This is a genomic window from Citrobacter amalonaticus (genome assembly GCF_001559075.2).
Taxonomy (GTDB): domain Bacteria; phylum Pseudomonadota; class Gammaproteobacteria; order Enterobacterales; family Enterobacteriaceae; genus Citrobacter_A; species Citrobacter_A amalonaticus_F.
On the sequence record NZ_CP014015.2, the window covers coordinates 2,359,563 to 2,382,262 of the forward strand.

At 55.5% G+C, this 22,700-nt stretch carries 16 protein-coding genes; 14 read left to right on the plus strand and 2 right to left on the minus strand.

The features are described from left to right. Window positions 1-57: 57 nt before the first annotated feature. The 8 genes from csrD (at window position 58) to tldD (ending at window position 12,371) form a co-directional block, all read left to right on the plus strand. A complete protein-coding gene (csrD, locus tag AL479_RS11440) occupies window positions 58-1,998 on the plus strand; it encodes an RNase E specificity factor CsrD (RefSeq protein WP_061076144.1) in 1,941 nt (646 codons plus the stop codon). Between the two features lie 308 nt (window positions 1,999-2,306). Next, complete coding sequence (mreB, locus tag AL479_RS11455; RefSeq protein WP_000913396.1) at window positions 2,307-3,350, plus strand: rod shape-determining protein MreB; 1,044 nt, start codon at window positions 2,307-2,309, stop codon at window positions 3,348-3,350. 63 nt (window positions 3,351-3,413) lie between these two features. Next, window positions 3,414-4,442 (plus strand): rod shape-determining protein MreC, encoded by a 1,029-nt coding sequence (gene mreC, locus AL479_RS11460; protein ID WP_061076145.1) that lies wholly within the window; start codon window positions 3,414-3,416, stop codon window positions 4,440-4,442. Next, window positions 4,442-4,930, plus strand: coding sequence for a rod shape-determining protein MreD (mreD, locus tag AL479_RS11465; protein ID WP_042998336.1), 489 nt, complete (start codon window positions 4,442-4,444; stop codon window positions 4,928-4,930). The genes mreC and mreD overlap by 1 nt, the downstream gene beginning before the upstream one ends. Window positions 4,931-4,938: 8 nt before the next feature. Beyond that, window positions 4,939-5,532 carry a Maf family protein gene (locus tag AL479_RS11470; protein ID WP_061076146.1) on the plus strand — a complete coding sequence of 198 codons (594 nt, stop codon included), beginning with the start codon at window positions 4,939-4,941 and terminating at the stop codon, window positions 5,530-5,532. Next, entirely contained in the window at window positions 5,522-6,991 is a 1,470-nt protein-coding gene (rng, locus tag AL479_RS11475) for a ribonuclease G (RefSeq protein ID WP_042998334.1), read from the plus strand. The genes AL479_RS11470 and rng overlap by 11 nt, the downstream gene beginning before the upstream one ends. A 56-nt stretch (window positions 6,992-7,047) precedes the next feature. Beyond that, window positions 7,048-10,848, plus strand: coding sequence for an AsmA2 domain-containing protein YhdP (gene yhdP, locus AL479_RS11480; RefSeq protein ID WP_061076147.1), 3,801 nt, complete (start codon window positions 7,048-7,050; stop codon window positions 10,846-10,848). Window positions 10,849-10,925: 77 nt separating this feature from the next. Then, window positions 10,926-12,371, plus strand: coding sequence for a metalloprotease TldD (gene tldD / locus AL479_RS11485; RefSeq protein ID WP_061069296.1), 1,446 nt, complete (start codon window positions 10,926-10,928; stop codon window positions 12,369-12,371). Between the two features lie 48 nt (window positions 12,372-12,419). Here the strand turns inward: tldD and AL479_RS11490 are convergent, their stop codons facing one another. Continuing rightward, window positions 12,420-13,232: a helix-turn-helix domain-containing protein gene (locus AL479_RS11490; RefSeq protein ID WP_061076148.1), complete on the minus strand. Its 813-nt coding sequence runs from the start codon at window positions 13,230-13,232 to the stop codon at window positions 12,420-12,422. Between the two features lie 246 nt (window positions 13,233-13,478). Here AL479_RS11490 and AL479_RS11495 point away from each other — a divergent pair, with 246 nt between their 5' ends. After that, window positions 13,479-14,882 carry an MFS transporter gene (locus tag AL479_RS11495; protein WP_105291749.1) on the plus strand — a complete coding sequence of 468 codons (1,404 nt, stop codon included), beginning with the start codon at window positions 13,479-13,481 and terminating at the stop codon, window positions 14,880-14,882. Window positions 14,883-14,891: 9 nt separating this feature from the next. Then, window positions 14,892-16,853: a glycoside hydrolase family 127 protein gene (locus AL479_RS11500; protein ID WP_061076149.1), complete on the plus strand. Its 1,962-nt coding sequence runs from the start codon at window positions 14,892-14,894 to the stop codon at window positions 16,851-16,853. Window positions 16,854-16,931: 78 nt separating this feature from the next. On the opposite strand, the gene aaeR is transcribed toward AL479_RS11500, so the two are convergent. Beyond that, window positions 16,932-17,861, minus strand: coding sequence for an HTH-type transcriptional activator AaeR (aaeR, locus tag AL479_RS11505; RefSeq protein ID WP_061076150.1), 930 nt, complete (start codon window positions 17,859-17,861; stop codon window positions 16,932-16,934). 182 nt (window positions 17,862-18,043) lie between these two features. Here aaeR and aaeX point away from each other — a divergent pair, with 182 nt between their 5' ends. The 4 genes from aaeX to AL479_RS11525 all read left to right on the plus strand — a co-directional run bounded on the left by aaeX (window position 18,044) and on the right by AL479_RS11525 (window position 22,699). After that, entirely contained in the window at window positions 18,044-18,247 is a 204-nt protein-coding gene (gene aaeX / locus AL479_RS11510) for a p-hydroxybenzoic acid efflux pump operon protein AaeX (RefSeq protein ID WP_000051841.1), read from the plus strand. Between the two features lie 7 nt (window positions 18,248-18,254). Then, entirely contained in the window at window positions 18,255-19,187 is a 933-nt protein-coding gene (gene aaeA / locus AL479_RS11515) for a p-hydroxybenzoic acid efflux pump subunit AaeA (protein WP_061076151.1), read from the plus strand. A 5-nt stretch (window positions 19,188-19,192) separates the two neighbouring features. Further along, entirely contained in the window at window positions 19,193-21,160 is a 1,968-nt protein-coding gene (gene aaeB / locus AL479_RS11520) for a p-hydroxybenzoic acid efflux pump subunit AaeB (RefSeq protein WP_061076152.1), read from the plus strand. 90 nt (window positions 21,161-21,250) lie between these two features. Continuing rightward, a complete protein-coding gene (locus tag AL479_RS11525) occupies window positions 21,251-22,699 on the plus strand; it encodes an NAD-dependent succinate-semialdehyde dehydrogenase (protein ID WP_061076153.1) in 1,449 nt (482 codons plus the stop codon). Window position 22,700: the final 1 nt, after the last annotated feature.

Sequence of the window (22,700 nt, forward strand, 5' to 3'; positions counted from 1 at the left end):
TTTGCGTTTGGTTAAGCAGTTTCGTGTCGCAATTCAACCGTCGGAGTTAACTCAAGGATGCGATTAACGACGAAATTCTCAGCTTTTGTCACGCTGCTCACCGGGTTAACGATCTTTGTCACCCTGATCGGCTGCTCGCTGAGCTTTTACAACGCCATCCAGTACAAGATGACCCATCGTGTCCAGGCGGTGGCGACAGCCATTGACACGCATCTTGTTTCGCGCGATTTCAAACAGTTAACGTCGCAAATCGACGAACTGATGGTGTCAGCCGACGTCGTACGCGTCGATCTGTTGCAGGGCGAAAAGGTCATTTATAGCCAAACCCGTAACAGCAGCTATCGCCCGGTTGGCACCAGCAATCTCTTTCGCGAGCTCTCGGTTCCGCTGATGAAGCATCCAGGAATGACGATGGATCTGGTCTATCAGGATCCGATGGGTAACTATTTTCATTCACTGATGACGACGGCACCGCTCACGCTGGCCATTGGCTTTATTGTGCTGATGCTGTTTCTGTCGGTACGTTGGCTTCAGCGTCAACTTTCCGGTCAGGAACTGCTGGAGATACGTTCGACGCGAATTTTGAATGGAGAACGTGGAGCCAGTGTACGGGGTACGGTCTATGAATGGCCGGCGCGCACCAGTAGCGCGCTGGATATGCTGCTGTCCGAAATCCAGAGCGCCCAGGAGCAGCGGAGCCGTCTTGATACACTGATTCGCTCTTACGCCGCCCAGGACACCAAAACCGGCCTCAGCAATCGGCTCTTTTTTGACAACCAACTGGCGACGCTGCTGGACGATCAGGAGAAGGTCGGCGCGCATGGCGTGGTGATGATGATTCGCCTGCCGGACTTTAACCTGTTGCGCGACAGTTGGGGACGTAACCTCGCCGAAGAAGAACTGTTTAGTCTGATCAATTTATTGTCCACCTTTATGATGCGTTATCCGGGGTCGCTACTGGCGCGCTACCATCGCAGCGACTTTGCCGTTCTGCTGCCGCACCGCACTTTGAAAGAGGCGGAAAGCGTAGCCGGACAACTTTTAAAAGCGGTCGATGCACTTCCGACTAATAAAATGCTCGATCGTGACGATATGGTACATATCGGCATTTGCGCCTGGCGTAGCGGGCAGTCGACTGAGCAGGTGATGGAACATGCGGAGGCGGCAACCCGCAATGCCGTGTTGCAGGGCGGAAATAGCTGGGCGGTGTATGACGACTCTCTGCCGGAAAAAGGGCGTGGCAACGTGCGCTGGCGGACGCTGATTGAGCAGATGCTCAGCCGTGGCGGCCCGCGAATTTATCAGAAACCGGCCGTCAGCCGCGACGGACACGTGCATCATCGGGAACTGATGTGCCGCATCTTTGATGGTAATGAAGAGGTCAGCACGGCGGAATACATGCCGATGGTTTTACAGTTCGGTTTATCAGAAGAGTATGACCGCTTACAAATAAGCCGCGTCATCCCGCTGTTGAACTACTGGCCTGAAGAGAATCTGGCGATGCAGGTGACGGTAGAGTCACTGATTCGCCCGCGTTTTCAGCGTTGGTTGCGCGATACCTTGATGCAGTGTGAAAAATCGCAACGAAAACGCATAATTATTGAACTTGCGGAGGCGGATGTAGGTCAACACATCAGCCGGTTGCAGCCCGTTATCCGTTTAGTGAATGCATTGGGCGTTCGGGTTGCCGTCACGCAGGCGGGTTTAACGCTGGTGAGCACCAGCTGGATTAAAGAACTCAATGTGGAATTGATCAAGCTCCATCCGAGCCTGGTCAGAAACATTGAGAAGCGAACGGAAAACCAGTTGCTGGTTCAAAGCCTGGTGGAGGCGTGCTCAGGCACTCGCACCCAGGTTTACGCAACGGGCGTACGTTCGCGCGGTGAGTGGCAGACGCTGACAGCGCGTGGTGTTTCCGGTGGACAGGGGGATTTTTTTGCCGCCTCCCAGCCGCTGGATACCAATGTGAAAAAATATTCTCAAAGATACTCGGTTTAACCTGCCGTTTGTTCAGTTTTCACGTAGAATAACGCGCGCTGTGCCTTCATGGGGGTGTGCTTGTCTGCTCGCCATTTTGTAACAGCACACATGCAGGTGAATGACCTTAAATCGGTTGCAAATGAGGGCGAGGATTGCTGCTGAAGTGCTCAGCCCTGAGGGACTCAGGTAGAGATTTGTAACAAAGGAAACGAACTGCACTAATTTTCACCGTAGCAGATGATTTTTGCGCCTTGTCGCTGCTGCGTGTGGTTGGTAAAGTAAGCGGATTTTGTTTTCCGCCCCAGCTTTCAGGATTATCCCTTAGTATGTTGAAAAAATTTCGTGGCATGTTTTCCAATGACTTGTCCATTGACCTGGGTACCGCGAATACCCTCATTTATGTAAAAGGACAAGGCATCGTATTGAATGAGCCTTCCGTTGTGGCCATTCGTCAGGATCGTGCCGGTTCACCGAAAAGCGTGGCTGCAGTAGGTCATGATGCGAAGCAGATGCTGGGTCGTACGCCGGGCAACATTGCTGCTATTCGCCCAATGAAAGACGGTGTTATTGCCGACTTCTTCGTGACTGAAAAAATGCTCCAGCACTTTATCAAACAAGTGCACAGCAACAGCTTTATGCGTCCAAGCCCGCGCGTGCTGGTGTGTGTACCGGTTGGTGCCACTCAGGTTGAGCGTCGTGCTATTCGTGAATCCGCACAGGGCGCTGGCGCCCGTGAAGTCTTCCTGATTGAAGAGCCGATGGCGGCGGCAATCGGTGCGGGTCTGCCTGTTTCTGAGGCAACCGGCTCGATGGTTGTGGACATCGGTGGCGGTACGACGGAAGTCGCCGTTATCTCCCTGAACGGTGTGGTCTATTCTTCTTCTGTCCGTATCGGCGGCGATCGCTTCGATGAAGCCATCATTAATTATGTGCGCCGTAACTACGGTTCCCTGATCGGTGAAGCCACCGCAGAACGTATCAAGCATGAAATCGGTTCTGCCTATCCGGGCGACGAAGTGCGTGAAATCGAAGTGCGCGGTCGTAACCTGGCAGAAGGTGTTCCTCGCGGCTTCACCCTGAACTCTAACGAGATTCTGGAAGCCCTGCAGGAGCCGCTGACCGGTATTGTTAGCGCGGTGATGGTTGCACTGGAACAGTGCCCGCCGGAACTGGCGTCTGATATCTCCGAGCGCGGAATGGTGCTCACTGGCGGTGGCGCGCTGCTGCGTAACCTTGATCGTCTGTTAATGGAAGAAACCGGTATTCCAGTTGTTGTCGCTGAAGACCCGCTGACCTGTGTGGCGCGTGGCGGCGGCAAAGCGCTGGAAATGATCGACATGCACGGCGGCGACCTGTTCAGCGAAGAGTAATCGGGTGCCGGCAGGAGAGCGTCACGCTGTCCTGCCGACTCTGATACGAGAATACGCAAACTTATGAAGCCAATTTTTAGCCGTGGCCCCTCGCTACAGATTCGCCTTATTCTGGCGGTGTTGGTGGCGCTCGGCGTTATTATTGCCGACAGCCGCCTGGGTACGTTCAGTCAGATCCGTACGTACATGGATACCGCCGTCAGTCCTTTCTACTTTATTTCCAATGGTCCCCGTGAACTGCTTGATGGCGTCTCGCAAACGCTCGCATCACGCGACCAGCTTGAGCTTGAAAACCGGGCGCTGCGCCAGGAACTGCTGCTGAAAAACAGTGAATTGCTGATGCTGGGGCAGTACAAACAGGAGAACGCGCGGCTGCGCGAGCTGCTGGGTTCGCCGCTGCGTCAGGATGAACAAAAGATGGTGACGCAGGTCATCTCCACGGTTAACGATCCCTACAGCGACCAGGTGGTTATCGACAAAGGCAGCGTGAACGGGGTTTACGAAGGCCAGCCGGTAATCAGCGATAAAGGCGTTGTCGGTCAGGTCGTCGCGGTGGCGAAGCTGACCAGCCGCGTCCTGCTGATTTGCGATGCTACTCATGCGTTGCCCATTCAGGTGTTGCGCAACGACATCCGGGTGATCGCGGCTGGTAACGGCTGCACCGACGATCTGCAACTCGAACACCTGCCAGCCAATACCGATATTCGCGTTGGCGATGTGCTGGTAACGTCTGGTCTGGGCGGTCGTTTCCCGGAAGGCTATCCGGTTGCGGTGGTCTCTTCCGTTAAGCTGGATACTCAACGTGCTTACACCGTGATTCAGGCGCGTCCTACCGCGGGCTTACAGCGTCTGCGCTATCTGCTGCTGCTGTGGGGGGCCGACCGTAACGGTGCCAACCCGATGACGCCGGAAGAGGTGCATCGTGTGGCGAATGAACGTCTGATGCAGATGATGCCGCAAGTGTTGCCGTCTCCGGATATGATGGGGCCGCCGCCGCCCGTGCCTGCGCCAGCGACCGGTATCACGTCATCACCTGCCGCTCCGCCAGCGGGTGCGACGCCGCCTCCAGCGCGTGCGCCGGGAGGCCAGTAGTGGCAAGCTATCGTAGCCAGGGTCGCTGGGTTATCTGGCTCTCGTTCTTTATCGCACTGTTACTGCAAGTGATGCCCTGGCCGGATGAGATCATTGTCTTTCGGCCAAACTGGGTGCTGCTCATTTTACTCTACTGGATCCTCGCCCTGCCGCATCGCGTCAATGTGGGCACAGGTTTCGTGATGGGTGCCATACTGGATCTCATTAGTGGTTCCACGCTCGGCGTGCGGGCATTGTCGATGAGCATCATCGCTTACCTGGTTGCGCTGAAATTTCAGCTCTTTCGCAATCTGGCGCTTTGGCAGCAGGCGCTGGTGGTGATGTTGCTTTCGCTGGTGGTGGATATTATTGTTTTCTGGTCAGAGTTTTTAGTGATCAACGTCTCTTTCAGACCTGAAGTGTTCTGGAGTAGTGTAGTCAACGGTGTGCTCTGGCCGTGGCTTTTCTTGCTGATGCGTAAAGTCCGCCAGCAATTTGCAGTGCAATAAAGGTTTCTATGACATCTCTATACTTAGCTTCCGGTTCGCCGCGTCGTCAGGAACTGCTCACGCAGTTAGGTGTTTCTTTCGAGCGTATTGTTACGGGAATCGAAGAAACGCGTGGCGAGGGAGAAAGCGCACAGCAATATGTGTCGCGTCTGGCGCGGGAAAAAGCCCAGGCCGGCGTGGCGCAGACGCCGCGCGATCTCCCTGTGCTGGGGGCGGATACCATCGTTATCCTCAACGGTGAAGTGTTAGAGAAACCGCGTGACGCACACCATGCGGCGCTGATGTTGCGCAAGTTGTCCGGCCAAACGCATCAGGTGATGACGGCCGTTGCGTTGGCGGATAGCCAGTATGTGCTCGATTGCCTGGTGATGACCGAGGTGACGTTCAGAGCGTTGACGGATGCGGATATCGCTGACTATATCGCCAGCGGTGAACCGATGGATAAAGCAGGTGCATACGGTATTCAGGGGCGGGGTGGCTGTTTTGTCAGGAAGATAAATGGCAGCTATCACGCCGTGGTCGGCTTACCGCTGGTTGAAACGTATGAGTTGCTGAGCAATTTTAACTCACTGCGTGAGAAAAGGGATAAACATGACGGCTGAATTGTTGGTAAACGTAACGCCATCGGAAACACGCGTGGCGTACATTGATGGCGGTATTCTGCAAGAAATTCATATTGAGCGCGAAGCGCGACGCGGGATTGTAGGCAATATCTACAAAGGTCGGGTCAGTCGCGTACTTCCGGGTATGCAGGCGGCTTTTGTAGATATTGGGCTGGATAAAGCCGCGTTTCTTCACGCTTCCGATATTATGCCGCACACCGAATGCGTGGCGGGTGAAGAGCAGAAGCAGTTCACCGTTCGCGATATTTCGGAGCTGGTGCGTCAGGGGCAAGATCTGATGGTGCAGGTGGTGAAAGATCCGTTAGGCACCAAAGGCGCGCGTCTGACCACCGACATCACTTTGCCGTCTCGTTATCTGGTCTTTATGCCCGGCGCTTCGCACGTGGGCGTTTCTCAGCGTATCGAAAGTGAAGCCGAGCGTGAGCGTCTGAAGAAAGTGGTCGCTGAGTACTGCGATGAGCAGGGCGGGTTTATCATCCGCACAGCGGCAGAAGGCGTTTGTGAAGACGATCTGGCCTCAGATGCCGCGTATCTCAAGCGCGTCTGGACCAAGGTGATGGAGCGCAAAAAGCGCCCGCAGACGCGTTACCAGATGTATGGCGAGCTGGCGCTGGCGCAACGTGTGCTGCGTGATTTTGCTGACGCACAGTTAGACCGCATTCGCGTGGATTCCCGTCTGACCTATGAAGCCCTGCTGGAGTTTACTGCGGAGTACATCCCGGAAATGACCAGCAAGCTGGAGCATTACAGCGGACGCCAGCCGATTTTCGATCTCTTTGACGTTGAGAATGAGATCCAGCGTGCGCTGGAGCGAAAAGTTGAACTGAAATCCGGCGGCTATCTGATTATCGATCAAACTGAAGCGATGACCACCGTCGATATCAACACAGGCGCGTTTGTCGGCCATCGTAATCTTGATGACACCATCTTCAACACCAATATTGAAGCGACCCAGGCGATTGCCCGTCAGTTGCGACTGCGTAATCTCGGCGGCATCATTATTATCGATTTTATCGACATGAATAATGAGGATCACCGTCGCCGGGTACTGCATTCGCTTGAGCAGGCGCTGAGTAAAGATCGGGTGAAAACCAGCATTAACGGTTTTTCGCAGTTGGGTCTGGTGGAGATGACGCGCAAGCGCACGCGTGAGAGCGTGGAGCATGTGTTGTGCAACGAGTGTCCGACCTGTCACGGACGCGGCACGGTGAAGACGGTGGAAACCGTCTGCTATGAGATCATGCGTGAGATCGTTCGTGTGCACCACGCCTACGACTCCGACCGCTTCCTGGTCTATGCTTCTCCGGCAGTGGCAGAAACCCTGAAAGGGGAAGAGTCGCACGCGCTGGCGGAAGTTGAGATTTTTGTCGGCAAACAGGTGAAAGTCCAAATTGAACCGCTCTATAACCAGGAGCAGTTTGACGTCGTAATGATGTAAACCGATACGGTGCCGCGTGACGGGCGGCGCATTTTCAGGCAGACAAGGAGAGACGCGTGAGGCGATTGCCGGGGATATTATTGCTCACTGGAGCCGCGCTCGTCGTTGTCGTAGCGCTGTTGGTCAGTGGTTTGCGCCTGGCATTACCGCATCTCGACAGTTGGCGTCCGACGATCCTCAGCAAAATTGAGTCTGCGACGGGGCTGCCGGTTAAGGCCAGCCAGATCTCTGCCAACTGGCAAAATTTTGGTCCCACCCTCGAAGCACGTGATATTCGCGCGGAGCTGAAAGACGGCGGCGAATTCTCGGTAAAACGCGTTACCCTGGCGCTGGATGTCTGGCAGAGCTTGCTGCACATGCGCTGGCAATTTCGCGATCTTACTTTCTGGCAACTGAATTTCCGTACCAACACGCCGATTGAACGTAGCGAAAGCGGTGACGGGCTGGAGGCCAGCCGAATCAACGATCTTTTCCTGCGCCAGTTCGATCACTTCGATCTCCGTGACAGTCAAATCAGCTTTCTGACGCTCTCCGGGCAGCGCGCCGAACTGGCGATTCCGCAACTCACCTGGGTTAATGGTAAAAATCGCCACCGCGCGGAGGGACAAGTCAGCCTCTCCAGTCTGACCGGTCAGCACGGCGTCATGCAGGTGCGCATGGATCTGCGTGATGATGAAGGGCTGCTGAATAATGGTCGGGTCTGGCTGCAGGCCGACGATATCGACGTGAAACCGTGGCTGGGCAAATGGATGCAGGATAACGTGGCGCTGGAGACTGCGCGCTTTAGCCTCGAAGGCTGGATGACCATCAGCAAAGGAGAGATCGCCGGTGGCGACGTCTGGCTGAAACAGGGGGGCGCGAGCTGGAAAGGCGACAATAACCTCCATATGCTCTCTGTCGATAATCTGACGGCGCATATCAGTCGTGAACAGCCGGGCTGGCAGTTTTCTATTCCCGATACCCGCATCACGATGGACGGTAAGGCCTGGCCGCGCGGAGCGCTACAGCTCGCCTGGATCCCCGAGCAGGAAGTCGGCGGCGCAGACGGCAAGCGCAGTGACGAACTGCGCATCCGCGCCAGCCATCTGGAGTTGGCCGGACTTGAGGGGCTGCGCCCGATGGTGTCTAAGCTTTCGCCCGCGCTGGGTGATATCTGGCTTGCCACCCAACCGAGTGGAAATATCGATACCCTGGCGCTGGATATCCCGCTTCAGGCCACGGAAAAGACACGTTTTCAGGCCTCATGGCGCGATCTGGCGTGGAAACAGTGGAAGCTATTGCCGGGGGCGGAGAACTTCTCCGGAACGCTCTCCGGGAGCGTGGAAAATGGCGCGCTGACCGCGTCGATGAAACAGGCAAAAATGCCCTACGAAACGGTCTTCCGTGCGCCATTAGAAATTGAAGACGGCGTTGCCACGCTGAACTGGCTGAAGAATGACAACGGTTTTCAGCTGGACGGACGTAATATCGATGTGAAAGCGAAAGCGGTCCACGCGCGCGGCGGCTTCCGCTATCTGCAGCCGACAGGCGATGACCCCTGGCTGGGGATTCTGGCGGGTATCAGCACCGATGACGGCTCTCAGGCCTGGCGTTACTTCCCGGAAAATCTGATGGGCAAGGCGCTGGTGGACTATCTCGGCGGCGCGATTCAGGGGGGAGAAGCGGATAACGCGACGCTGGTGTACGGCGGTAATCCGCATTTGTTCCCGTACAAGCACAACGAAGGCCAGTTTGAAGTGCTGGTCCCACTGCGCAATGCGAAATTTGCCTTTCAGCCGGACTGGCCTGCGCTGACCGATCTGAATATCGAGCTGGATTTCCTTAACGACGGCCTGTGGATGAAAACCGATGGCGTCAATTTAGGCGGCGTGAAGGCCACGAATCTGACGGCGATCATCCCGGACTACGCCAAAGAGAAGCTGCTGATTGACGCCGATATTCAGGGGCCGGGCAAGGCGGTGGGGCCGTATTTTGATGACACGCCGTTGAAGTCGTCGCTGGGCGCCACGCTTGAGCAGTTGCAGATCGACGGTGATGTGAATGCTCGCTTACATCTGGATATCCCGCTGGACGGCGAAATGGTTACCGCAAAAGGTGATGTGTCGCTGCGCGATAATAGCCTGTTTATCAAACCGCTCGACAGCACCCTGAAAAACCTCAGCGGCAAATTCAGCTTTACCAATGGCAATCTGAAAAGCGAGTCGATGACGGCGAACTGGTTTAATCAGCCGGTGAACGTTGATTTCACCACCACGGAAGGAACGAAAGCCTATCAGGTCGCGGTGAATCTCAACGGCAACTGGCAGCCCGCTCGTACCGGCGTATTGCCATCGCAGGTCAATGACGCGCTCAGCGGCAGCCTGGCGTGGGACGGTAAAGTGGGTATCGACCTGCCGTATCATTCCGGGACAACGTACAACATTGAACTGAACGGCGATCTCAGGAATGTAAGTAGTCACTTACCTTCTCCGCTGGATAAAAAAGCCGGTGAGGCGTTACCCGTCAAAATTAAAGCAACCGGCGACCTGCGTAGCTTTACGCTGACCGGTAGCGCCGGACAGGAAAATCATTTTAACAGCCGCTGGTTGCTGAATCAGAAGCTGACGCTGGATCGCGCGATCTGGACGGCCGAAAGCCGGACGGCACCGCCTTTGCCTGAACAGGAAGGTATTGAGCTGAATCTACCCGCGATGGATGGCGCACAGTGGCTGGCCCTGTTCCAGAAAGGTGCGGCGGACAACGTCGGAGCCAACGCGAATTTCCCGCAACATATTACGCTGCGCACGCCAGCGTTAACGCTGGGGGGACAACAGTGGAACAATCTGAGCCTCGTTTCTGAACCGGCGTCGAATGGCACTAAAGTCGAGGCGCAGGGGCGTGAGATCAACGCAACGCTGGCAATGCGCAATAACGCGCCGTGGCTGGCAAACATCAAATACCTCTATTACAACCCCTCCGTGGCTAAAACGGATAACAGCGACGCGCCGGCTTCGCCATTTGCATCCGTAGAACGCTTTAGTTTCCGCGGCTGGCCTGACGTGCAGTTGCGCTGTGAAGAGTGCTGGATGTGGGGACAGAAATACGGACGCATCGATGCGGATGTGGCCATTCAGGGCGACACCCTGAACCTGAGTAACGGCCTGCTGGATACCGGCTTCACCCGACTGACGGCGGACGGACAGTGGGTGAACACCCCTGGCAGCGAGCGTACCTCTTTAAAAGGGAAACTACGGGGTAACAAGATTGATGCGGCGGCCGGATTCTTTGGCGTTTCGACACCGATTCGCAACGCCTCGTTTAATGTGGATTACGATCTGCACTGGCGCAACCCGCCGTGGAAGCCGGAGGAAGCCTCGCTGAACGGCATTATCCGCACCCGCCTGGGCAAAGGGGAGATCACCGAGCTAAGCACCGGTCACGCGGGGCAGTTGCTGCGCCTGCTGAGCTTTGACGCCCTGCTGCGTAAACTGCGTTTCGATTTTAGCGATACCTTCAATGAAGGATTTTACTTCGACTCCATTCGCAGCACCGCCTGGATCAAAGACGGCATATTGCATACCGACGACACGCTGGTGGACGGACTGGAAGCGGATATCGCCATGAAAGGCTCGGTCAACCTGGTGCGCCGCGAGCTGGATGTTGAAGCGGTGGTGGCACCGGAAATCTCCGCCACGGTGGGGGTCGCCGCCGCGTTTGCGGTGAACCCGATCGTTGGCGCGGCAGTCTTTGCCGCCAGTAAAGTGCTTGGACCGCTGTGGAGTAAAGTCTCGATTCTGCGCTATCGGATCACCGGTCCACTCGATAAACCACAGATCAACGAAGTCCTGCGCCAGCCGCGGAAAGAAAATTCGCAATGATTTGACGGGGGCAAGGAATTGCCCCACTCTCAGTACATAGATCCTCTATCTGCAGTCACTAACGAGTAGCAATAACGATGAGTCTGAACCTGGTAAGTGAACAATTGCTAGCGGCGAACGGCCTGAAACATCAGGATCTGTTCGCCATTCTGGGCCAACTGGCCGAACGTCGTCTTGATTACGGCGATCTCTATTTTCAGTCGAGCTATCACGAATCCTGGGTTTTAGAAGACCGCATCATTAAAGATGGTTCTTACAATATCGATCAGGGCGTTGGCGTTCGCGCAGTGAGCGGTGAAAAAACCGGGTTTGCCTATGCTGACCAGATCAGTCTGCAGGCGCTGGAACAGAGTGCGCGCGCCGCGCGTACCATCGTGCGTGACAATGGCGACGGGAAAGTGAAGACTCTCGGTGCCGTGGAGTATCCGGCGCTGTACACCTCTGTCGATCCGCTGCAAAGCATGAGCCGTGAAGAGAAGCTCGATATTCTGCGCCGCGTCGATAAAGTCGCCCGCGAAGCGGATAAGCGAGTACAGGAAGTCTCGGCCAGCCTGACCGGCGTGTATGAATTGATCCTCGTTGCCGCCACGGACGGGACGCTGGCCGCCGATGTGCGTCCACTGGTGCGTTTGTCGGTCAGCGTGCAGGTGGAAGAAGACGGTAAACGTGAGCGCGGCGCCAGCGGTGGCGGTGGGCGTTTTGGCTACGATTATTTCCTCGCCGATCTGGATGGCGATGTCCGCGCCGACGCGTGGGCGAAAGAGGCCGTGCGCATGGCGCTGGTGAACCTGTCCGCGGTTGCCGCACCTGCCGGGACGTTGCCCGTCGTATTGGGTGCCGGCTGGCCGGGCGTACTGCTGCATGAAGCGGTGGGGCATGGTCTGGAAGGGGACTTTAACCGTCGCGGCACCTCGGTATTCAGCGGTCATATGGGCGAACTGGTCGCCTCTGAACTGTGCACTGTGGTGGACGATGGAACGATGGCGGATCGTCGCGGGTCGGTGGCCATTGATGACGAAGGCACGCCGGGTCAGTACAACGTTCTGATCGAAAACGGCATTCTGAAAGGTTATATGCAGGACAAACTGAATGCGCGCCTGATGGGCGTTGCGCCGACCGGAAACGGCCGCCGCGAGTCTTACGCGCATCTGCCGATGCCGCGCATGACCAACACCTATATGCTGCCGGGTAAATCCACGCCGCAAGAGATCATTGAGTCCGTAGAGTACGGGATCTATGCGCCAAACTTTGGCGGCGGTCAGGTGGACATCACCTCCGGTAAGTTCGTCTTCTCTACCTCAGAAGCGTATCTGATTGAGAACGGCAAAGTGACGAAGCCGGTGAAAGGGGCCACGTTGATTGGTTCGGGTATCGAAGCGATGCAGCAGATTTCGATGGTCGGGAACGACCTGAAGCTGGATAACGGCGTCGGCGTCTGTGGCAAAGAAGGTCAGAGCCTGCCGGTTGGCGTTGGTCAGCCGACGCTGAAGGTCGATAACCTGACGGTGGGGGGCACCGCGTAACGCCATTTTCCGGATGGGGATAAACGCCCCATCCGGCCATTTCTGGCTTCAGTCTGAGTTGATATGTTCCTTACAATACCGGCGTTTCCACGCAGCTGGCGTCAGTCCAGTGTGTTTACGAAAAATCTGCCGAAAATAGCCGACGTCATTAAATCCACACTTCTGTGCCACCTCGCTTAATGCCAGCGAATCGCTAATCAATAGCTTCTCTGCGGCGCTGACGCGCTGGCGATGAATGGCTTCTGTCATCGTCATGTGAAATATCCGTCGGTAGACTCGCCCGAGATAATCGGCATTGCAGTGCAACTCCCGGGCAAGTTGCGACGTCGAGATTGGCAGGTGATATTGTGTGCGAATATGTTTACGCGCCTTATAGGCCAGCGCCACACCGGCGTTATCACCGTGGGTTTCACTCCCCACCGCAGAGGCGATTTGTTGCAAAATCAGCAACAGAATAAATTCCAGTGCCGGACCGTGACGTCTGTTTTCCTGTTCACTTAAAAACTGACGAAACAGCGACATGACATACTGTGGGCTGCTGACGCTGATATGCTGCGGTAGCGATAGTAACTGCGTCGGATTGGTGGTCGCTGGCAGCACGTCAAAATGCACCCAGTAAAATGTGAGATCCGGCGGGAAATCCCCTATCCCGACGTGGCGGCGCCGGGGCCATAGCAACAAACTTTCTCCGGCCTTAACCTCAAACAGGACGTCGTTTTCTCTGATTGTCAGCGTCCCCTGCTGTACAAAAATCAACTCCCAGGATTCCAGCCTGCGTGCCGGGTGGCTACCTACGCCGCGCGAGATAAACAAACCGCCGTTTTGTACCCTAATCGGAAGCGCTATGGATAAATCAAGCATGGATATGTAATTTCTCGCGTTTTTTTAGATAAAAATAACCTTTCTCTATGATTAATAAAAAGTTATTTGATATTCACCGATCGGCCTCACAGTTTTGCCAGCAGGTCGGAATCGTCATCTTTTTATACCTGTTTATCGCCTTGTTGACACGGTAATTCCGGGCAAAATTACATCTGAATTTTCTTATTAAAACCGGAATCCTGTGAATTTATCGGGATAAATCTGCTTCAGACGAGGAACCTTTATATGACCTCTACTTCACTGACGGAAACGGATATTGCCGGAAGTCATCCCGACGAAAAATTGTCGATACGCGAAAAGATCGGCTACGGGCTGGGCGATGCAGGTGGCACAGTGATCACCTGCCTGATCATGAACTTTTTAACCTTTTTCTATACTGATGTCTTCGGGTTGACCCCCGCGCTGGTTGGCACCTTGTTTTTAGTACTGCGTGTTTTTGACGCTATTTCCGATCCGATTATGGGCGTGGTTGCTGACCGTACCCGCAGCCGCTGGGGGCGTTTCCGCCCATGGCAACTGTGGATAGCCGTGCCCATCGGCGTTATTGGGGTGCTGACCTTTACCGTCCCGGATGCATCAATGGGGATCAAAATCGCCTGGGCCTTTGGCACGTATTTGTTGCTTTCGGTGAGCTATACCGCGATCAACGTTCCCTACTGCGCGCTAATCAATACCATGACGACGCGTCACTCTGAAGTGATCGCCTGCCAGTCCTGGCGCTTTGTTCTGTGCGGCGTCGCGGGCTTTCTGGTCTCCGTTGGGTTGCCGTGGCTGGTGGAGACGCTTGGTGATGGCAACACCGCGCAGGGTTATCAGCTTGGCGTCGGCGTATTGTGCGCCGTCGCGGTGGTGATGTTCCTGTGCTGCTTCTTCTGGGTGCGTGAGCGGGTGTCGCTCAACATGATGGGGCACTTTTCCCTGCGCGAACATCTGGCGGGCCTGCGCAAAAACGACCAGTTACTGCTGATGCTGTTGATGTCATTTCTGCTGATTAACGTGTTCAATATTCGCGGCGGCGGCTACATGTACTTCATCACTTACGTGTTGCAGGGCAGCACCGCCTATACGTCGTTGTTTTTTACCATGGTAACGTTCGCTTCCATTATCGGTTCGGTGATGGTTAACCTGCTGTCGCGCCGCGTTGATACGGTCAAACTCTACTATTACACCAACCTGGTGTTAGCTTTACTTGCGGTCATTATGTGGTTTCTGCCCGCCAGTCCTGACTGGCAGACATTATGGCTGGTCGTGATCCTCGGTAACGGCATTATCCTTGGCTTTACTCTACCACTGCACTTTTCACTGATGGCCTTTGCCGACGACTACGGCGAGTGGAAAACCGGCGTGCGATCCTCCGGCATGAATTTCGCCTTCAACCTGTTTTTTATCAAGCTGGCGTGGGCCTCCAGCGCCGGGATTATCAGCCTGGTGTTTATTGCCGTCGCCTACAAGGCGGGGGCGGAAAACCAGACGCCCGCGTCATTGCAGGGGATTTTCTCCATGGAAAGTCTGCTGCCTGCACTGTTCCACCTGCTGCTGGCGCTGTCCATCCGCGCCTGTAAACTCAATAACCCGATGATGGCCCGTATTTCCGATGATTTACGCCAGCGTCACGCCCGGGCCCTGTAGGAGCAAAAAATGAAACCTGAAATCATGGAAGTGGATCTCCACCGGCTTAAGGTCAGCGATCCGTTTTTCGGCCAGTACCAGCAACTGGTGCGCGATGTGGTCATCCCTTATCAGTGGGATGCGTTGAACGATCGTATTCCGGAAGCGGACCCCAGCCATGCGATTGAAAACTTCCGCATTGCCGCCGGGCGGCAGCAAGGGGAGTTTTACGGCATGGTGTTCCAGGACAGCGACGTGGCGAAATGGCTGGAGGCGGTGGCGTGGTCACTGTGCCAGAAGCCAGATGCAGAACTTGAGAAAACCGCCGATGAGGTGATCGAGCTGATTGCCGCCGCCCAGTGTGAAGACGGTTATCTGAATACGTATTTCACCGCCAAAGCGCCGGACAAACGCTGGAGCAATCTGGCCGAATGCCACGAGCTTTACTGCGCCGGACACATGATTGAAGCGGGCGTCGCCTTCTTTCAGGCCACCGGCAAGCGTAGCCTGCTGAACGTGGTGTGCCGCTTTGCTGACTATATCGACAGCGTGTTCGGCAAAGAAGAGCACAAGCTGCACGGATATCCCGGCCATCCGGAAGTGGAACTGGCGCTGATGCGGCTGTATGAAGTGACACAGGAATCGCGCTATCTGAATCTGTCGCGCTATTTTGTTGAAGCGCGCGGTACGCAGCCGCACTATTACGACATTGAGTTTGAAAAACGCGGCGGCACGTCGCACTGGCTGATTTACGGCGCGGGCTGGATGACGCACGATAAAGACTACAGCCAGGCGCATTTACCGTTAACGGAGCAACAGACGGCCATCGGTCACGCGGTGCGTTTTGTCTACCTGATGACCGGCGTGGCGCATCTGGCGCGCTTGAGTCAGGACGAAGAGAAGCGCCAGATCTGCCTGCGGCTGTGGAAAAACATGGCGCAACGCCAGCTGTACATCACCGGCGGCATCGGCTCGCAGGGGCGCGGCGAAGCGTTCAGTTGCGATTACGATTTGCCGAACGATACGGTATACGCTGAAAGCTGCGCCTCCATCGGCCTGATGATGTTCGCGCGCCGGATGCTGGAAATGGAAGCCGACAGCCAGTACGCCGATGTGATGGAGCGCGCGCTCTACAACACCGTGCTGGGCGGCATGGCGCTGGACGGCAAGCATTTCTTCTATGTGAATCCGCTGGAAGTGCAGCCAAACGTACTGAAATTCAACCATATTTACGATCACATTAAACCTGTTCGTCAGCGCTGGTTTGGCTGTGCCTGCTGCCCGCCGAACATCGCGCGAACGCTGACCTCTATTGGTCACTATATTTATACGCCGCGCCCGGAAGCGCTTTACATCAACCTGTATATTGGCAACAGCGTAACGGTTCCGGTTAATGGCGGCGAGCTGGGCCTGAAGATTAGAGGTAATTTCCCCTGGCAGGAACGGGTGGAGATAAGTATTGAATCCCCACAGCCGGTGGCGCATACGCTGGCACTGCGACTGCCGGACTGGTGCAATAATCCACAGGTACTGCTCAACGGTTTGCCTGTCGAGGGTGAGGTACGCAAGGGCTATCTGCATCTCCGCCGTGACTGGAGGGCGGGCGACATCCTCACGTTAACGCTGCCGATGCCGGTACGCCGTGTTTACGGCAACCCGCAGGTGCGCCACGTGGCGGGAAAAGTTGCGCTACAGCGTGGGCCGTTGGTGTACTGTCTGGAAGAGGCCGACAACGGCGCGTTGCTGCATAATCTGAGCTTGCCGAAAGAGAGCGTGTTTACCCTTATCGAAGGGAAAGGCGTTTTCGCCCACAAGATATTGCTCCAGGCGCAAGGAGCGCGAAAATGCCCGACGCAGCCGGGTGAACAGTCGCTGTGGCACTATGACACCGCCCCTGGCGCGTGTCAGGCTCAAACACTGACATTTATCCCATGGTTTAGCTGGGCCAACCGCGGCGAAGGGGAGATGCGGATTTGGGTGGATGAGGCGTAGTCAGACGGATGGCGTGTTGCTGGCGGATAACGGGGCTTTTTGGCCGTTATCCGCTATTGTCTTGCCTCAAGAAGATGCCTATTTCTCTTTTCCCCGACCGTACATACCCTGAAAAATCTGCGACACGTCGACGAAATAGTCGGTCAGATAGTTGATCACTACCTGTACCTTCAGCGGCAGTTTGTCTTTTTCGGTATATAGCGCATAGACCGGGCGCGGATCGGACTGGTAGCGCGGCAGTAAGATCTCAAGTTCGCCCCGGTTGATCTCGTTGATCACCCACATCAGCGGGACGTAGGCGACCCCCGCACCGGCGGTCAGCCAGCGGTTGAGGGTCATTGGATCGTTGGTCACAAACCGTCCCTGTGGGATCAGTCGCGTGGAGATCCCTTCCGGTGCGATCAGCTCAAACTCATTATCCGGACGCACGCTGTATTCCAGCCAGGAGTGGTTGGTGAGGTCGGCCGGTTTTTCCGGTATCCCGTACTGGGCGAGATAGCTTTTCGCCGCGCATAACACCATCGGCATTGCGCCCAGGCGGCGGGAAAACAGACTGGAATCCTGGAGGGCGCCCACGCGGATAACCACATCCAGACCGTCGGCAATCAGGTCGGGTGCCGGAATGCCGGTGACCAGATTGACCGTCAGGCCAGGGTGCTCTTTGAGCATTTTGGCGGTGATCCCCGCGAGGACATTTTGTGCCATGGTTGAAGAACAACCAATGCGCAGCGTACCAATCGGCGTGTTGTTAAAGGCATAAAGCTGTTCGTGAACATCCTGCACTTCATGCAGCATACGCCGACAGCCCTGATAATAAATTTTCCCGGCTTCGGTAAGCCCAATGCTGCGCGTGCTGCGGTTCAGCAGCTTGACCTGAAGTTCATCTTCCAGTTTTGCTACCGTCTGGCTGATTGACGAAACACTCATTTGTAGCTGTCTGGCGGCGGCCGTGAAAGAACCAAATTCCACCACTTTCGCGAACACCGACATGCGCTTTAATCGTTCCATTATTCACTCTGGCTTAAAAGTGATTTAGATCACATATTATAGATAACAGCATAACAGTTACGGTAATATATTATTATTCAAATAAAGGCTATGTCGCTCTCGCCTGGCTTTCCTTGCCCTTCTCCGCGTCGACATTCGCTGAAAACGGTATCGCCTGCACTCTCTACAATATCAAGGTCAACATGAGTCTGTTTCCCGTTATCGTGGTGTTTGGTCTGTCCTTCCCACCGATATTCTTTGAATTGCTTCTGTCACTGGCGATTTTCTGGCTGGTGCGCCGGGTGCTGGTGCCTACGGGCATCTATGATTTTGTCTGGCATCCGGCTCTGTTTAATACTGCGCTGTATTGCTGTCTCTTTTACTTGATATCGCGCCTGTTCGTTTGAGGTTGAAGTGAAAACGCTGACAAGAAAAATCTCCCGTACGGCCATTACCCTCGTTCTGGTCATCCTGGCGTTCATCGCTATTTTCCGCGCCTGGGTCTATTACACCGAATCACCGTGGACGCGTGATGCCCGCTTCAGCGCAGACGTGGTTGCCATCGCGCCGGACGTTGCCGGACTCATCACTACCGTTAAGGTGCATGATAATCAACTGGTGAAGAAAGATCAGGTGCTGTTCACCATCGATCAACCACGCTACCAAAAAGCGCTGGAAGAGGCCGAAGCCGACGTTGCCTATTATCAGGTGCTGGCGCAAGAGAAACGCCAGGAAGCCGGACGCCGTAACCGTCTTGGCGTCCAGGCCATGTCCCGTGAAGAGATTGATCAGGCCAACAACGTTCTGCAAACCGTATTACATCAGCTTGCCAAAGCGCAGGCGACTCGCGACCTCGCCAGGTTAGATCTCGAACGTACCGTCATTCGCGCGCCTGCGGATGGCTGGGTGACCAACCTGAACGTCTATACCGGTGAGTTTATTACCCGAGGTTCAACCGCCGTGGCGCTGGTGAAACAGAACTCCTTTTATGTGCTGGCCTATATGGAAGAGACCAAGCTGGAGGGCGTCCGTCCGGGTTATCGTGCCGAAATTACCCCGTTGGGTAGCAATAAGGTGTTAAAAGGGAGAGTCGATAGCATCGCGGCAGGGGTCACCAATGCCAGCAGCACACGCGATGACAAAGGCATGGCGACGATCGATTCCAATCTGGAATGGGTACGCCTCGCACAGCGCGTTCCGGTGCGTATCCAGCTTGACGATCAACAGGAAAACCTGTGGCCAGCCGGTACCACCGCGACTGTCGTGATCACCGGTAAGCAGGATCGTGACGAAAACAATGACTCGTTCTTCCGTAAAATGGCGCACCGTCTGCGCGAATTTGGTTAATCGCGATGGGCATTTTTTCCATCGCCAATCAGCACATTCGCTTTGCGGTCAAACTGGCCTGCGCGATTGTCCTTGCGCTGTTTGTCGGTTTTCACTTTCAGCTTGAAACACCACGCTGGGCGGTGCTGACGGCGGCGATTGTTGCGGCGGGTCCGGCCTTTGCCGCCGGCGGCGAACCGTATTCTGGCGCGATTCGTTATCGCGGGATGTTGCGCATTGTCGGCACCTTTATGGGTTGTATTGCGGCGCTGGTGATCATCATTGCGATGATCCGCGCACCGCTGCTGATGATTCTGGTGTGCTGTATCTGGGCGGGGTTTTGTACCTGGCTCTCTTCACTGGTGCGCATTGAGAACTCCTATGCGTGGGGGTTATCGGGCTACACCGCGCTGATTATTGTCATCACTATTCAAACCGAACCGCTGTTAACGCCGCAATTTGCCGTAGAACGCTGTAGCGAGATTGTCATCGGGATTGTCTGCGCCATCATTGCGGATCTGCTCTTTTCTCCACGATCGATCAAGCAAGAGGTCGATCGTGAGCTGGATAGCCTGCTGGTGGCGCAGTACCAACTGATGCAGTTGTGCATTAAACATGGCGATAGTGAAGAAGTGGACAAGGCCTGGGGCGATCTGGTGCGCCGGGCCACGGCGCTGGAAGGAATGCGCAGCAACCTGAACATGGAATCCTCCCGCTGGGCGCGGGCGAATCGCCGCCTGAAGGCGATCAATACCCTGTCGCTGACCATGATTACGCAATCCTGTGAAACTTATCTGATCCAGAACACGCGTCCTGAGCTGATCACCGATACCTTTCGCGAGTTTTTCGCCATGCCGGTTGAAACCGCGCAGGATGTGCATAAACAGCTTAAGCGCCTGCGCCGGGTGATTGCCTGGACCGGCGAGCGTGAAACGCCCGTCACGCTGTATACCTGGGCTGGGGCGGCAACGCGTTATCTGCTGCTAAAGCGCGGCGTGATCAGCAATACCAAAATCAGCGCTACGGAAGAGGAGGTGTTGCAGGGAGAACCGGTGGTGAAAGTCGAGTCCGCGGAACGTCACCATGCCATGGTGAACTTCTGGCGCACCACGCTCTCTTGTGTGCTGGGAACGCTGTTCTGGCTGTGGACCGGCTGGACTTCTGGTAACGGCGCGATGGTGATGATTGCGGTAGTGACTTCGCTGGCGATGCGTCTGCCGAACCCACGCATGGTCGCTATCGACTTTATCTACGGTACGCTTGCCGCGCTGCCGCTGGGGGCGCTCTATTTTCTGGTGATCCTCCCCAATACCCAGCAGAGCATGCTGTTGCTCTGTCTGAGCCTCGCAGTGCTGGGGTTCTTTCTGGGGATCGAAGTACAGAAGCGGCGACTGGGGTCGATGGGCGCGCTGGCCAGTACCATTAACATTATCGTGCTGGATAACCCGATGACCTTCCACTTCAGTCAGTTCCTGGACAGTGCGTTAGGGCAGATTGTGGGCTGCGTACTGGCCTTTCTGGTCATTGTGATTGTGCGCGATAATTCTCGCGATCGTACGGGTCGTGTGCTGCTCAACCAGTTTGTTTCTGCGGCGGTGTCAGCGATGACCACTAACGTGGTCCGGCGCAAAGAAAACCATCTTCCCGCGCTTTATCAGCAGTTGTTTCTGTTAATGAATAAATTCCCCGGTGATTTGCCGAAGTTCCGCCTGGCGCTGACGATGATCATTGCGCACCAGCGTCTGCGAGATGCGCCGATTCCGGTCAACGACGATCTTTCCGCATTTCATCAACAGTTGCGTCGTACGGCGGATCATGTCATTTCAGCCGTGAATGACGACAAGCGCCGACGCTATTTTGGTCAGCTACTGGATGAGCTGGACGTGTACCAGGAAAAACTGCGAGTCTGGGAAGCGCCGCCGCAGGTCACCGAACCGGTGAAACGACTGACCGGCATGTTGCACAAGTACCAGCATGCGCTGACCGACAGCTAACCCTCAGAAACCGATGCCAAAAGCGTCGGTTTTTTTATGGCTATACTTATTCGATGTGCGCAACGCAGGACATCAGAAGGAGAAAACATCATGCAAACGCTTCAGGACAACGAACTTTTTCAGACGGGATATTTGGTTGATGGACGGTGGAAAACGCTTGATACCACCTTTGACGTGCTCAATCCGGCGACCGGCGAAACGATCGCGAAGGTGGCGAAAGCAGGAAAACAGCAGACCGAGGAGGCTATTGCGGCGGCCAGTAAGGCATTTCCTGCCTGGCGGGCAAAAACGGCAAAAGAGCGCTCGGCAATTTTGTACCGCTGGTATGAATTGATTATCGAAAACAAAAGCTGGCTGGGACGGCTGATGACCACCGAACAGGGGAAACCGCTGAAAGAAGCCGAGGGCGAGGTCGAGTACGCAGCCAGTTTTATCCAATGGTTTGCCGAACAGGCGAAGCGTGCCAACGGTGAAATCATCCCGCCGATCAAACCCGGCTCCCGCATCCTGGCGACCCGTGAACCGATTGGTGTCGTGGCGGCAATCACGCCGTGGAATTTCCCGATGGCGATGTTGACCCGTAAGCTCGGCCCGGCGCTGGCGGCGGGCTGCACCGGGGTGATAAAACCGGCCAATAACACGCCGCTGAGTGCCTTTGCGCTGCTTACGCTGGCGAAGAAAGCGGGGGTGCCTGATGGCGTACTCAACGCCGTAGCGGGCAATACGCCGGAAATCAGCGATGCCATCATGGCAAGCCATGCGGTGCGCAAAATTTCGTTCACCGGTTCAACGGCTGTCGGTAAAACGCTGGTACGTAACGCAGCGGAAACCATGAAAAAAGTGTCGATGGAACTCGGTGGCAATGCTCCCTATATCGTGTTCGACGATGCGGACATCGATGCGGCGGTAAAAGGCGCTATTGCGAATAAGTTCCGTAATGCCGGGCAGGTTTGTGTCAGTGTGAACCGCTTTTATATCCAGGAGAGTGTCTACGACGAATTCACCCACAAACTGGCCGATGCGGTTCAGGCATTGCAGGTGGGGAATGGTCTGGATGACGGCGTCGTCGTCGGGCCGCTGATCGAACCGTCTGCGGTCGATAAAGTGCGTGAGCATGTTGAAGATGCTGTCGCGAAAGGAGCCAAAGTGCTGGCGGGCGGGAAAGCGCACGCGCTCGGCGGCAACTTCTGGCAACCTACGGTATTGGGTGAGTGTCGTGACGACATGAAACTGGCGAGCGAAGAGACGTTTGGTCCGGTTGCCGCTTGCTTCCGCTTTACCGGCGAAGAAGAGGTGATTGAGCGCGCGAACAACACGCCGTTTGGCCTGGCCGCTTACTTCTATACGCAAAACCTACAACGGGTGTTCCGTGTCTCTCAGGCTATTGAGAGCGGCATGATCGGGATAAACGAATGTGCGGTTTCCACCGAACTGGGACCGTTTGGCGGGGTGAAAGAGTCCGGGCTGGGGCGTGAAGGATCGGTGCTGGGGTTAGACGAATTTCTGGAAGTGAAAACCCTGCATATTGGCGGGCTGTAGT

Excerpts from the sequence above, each read along its gene's own strand:
- csrD (WP_061076144.1), top strand. The coding sequence starts at position 58 with ATGCGATTAACGACGAAATTCTCAGCTTTTGTCACGCTGCTCACCGGG.
- mreB (WP_000913396.1), top strand. The coding sequence starts at position 2,307 with ATGTTGAAAAAATTTCGTGGCATGTTTTCCAATGACTTGTCCATTGAC.
- mreC (WP_061076145.1), top strand. The coding sequence starts at position 3,414 with ATGAAGCCAATTTTTAGCCGTGGCCCCTCGCTACAGATTCGCCTTATT.
- AL479_RS11470 (WP_061076146.1), top strand. The coding sequence starts at position 4,939 with ATGACATCTCTATACTTAGCTTCCGGTTCGCCGCGTCGTCAGGAACTG.
- rng (WP_042998334.1), top strand. The coding sequence starts at position 5,522 with ATGACGGCTGAATTGTTGGTAAACGTAACGCCATCGGAAACACGCGTG.
- tldD (WP_061069296.1), top strand. The coding sequence starts at position 10,926 with ATGAGTCTGAACCTGGTAAGTGAACAATTGCTAGCGGCGAACGGCCTG.
- AL479_RS11490 (WP_061076148.1), bottom strand. The coding sequence starts at position 13,232 with ATGCTTGATTTATCCATAGCGCTTCCGATTAGGGTACAAAACGGCGGT.
- AL479_RS11495 (WP_105291749.1), top strand. The coding sequence starts at position 13,479 with ATGACCTCTACTTCACTGACGGAAACGGATATTGCCGGAAGTCATCCC.
- AL479_RS11500 (WP_061076149.1), top strand. The coding sequence starts at position 14,892 with ATGAAACCTGAAATCATGGAAGTGGATCTCCACCGGCTTAAGGTCAGC.
- aaeR (WP_061076150.1), bottom strand. The coding sequence starts at position 17,861 with ATGGAACGATTAAAGCGCATGTCGGTGTTCGCGAAAGTGGTGGAATTT.
- aaeX (WP_000051841.1), top strand. The coding sequence starts at position 18,044 with ATGAGTCTGTTTCCCGTTATCGTGGTGTTTGGTCTGTCCTTCCCACCG.
- aaeB (WP_061076152.1), top strand. The coding sequence starts at position 19,193 with ATGGGCATTTTTTCCATCGCCAATCAGCACATTCGCTTTGCGGTCAAA.
- AL479_RS11525 (WP_061076153.1), top strand. The coding sequence starts at position 21,251 with ATGCAAACGCTTCAGGACAACGAACTTTTTCAGACGGGATATTTGGTT.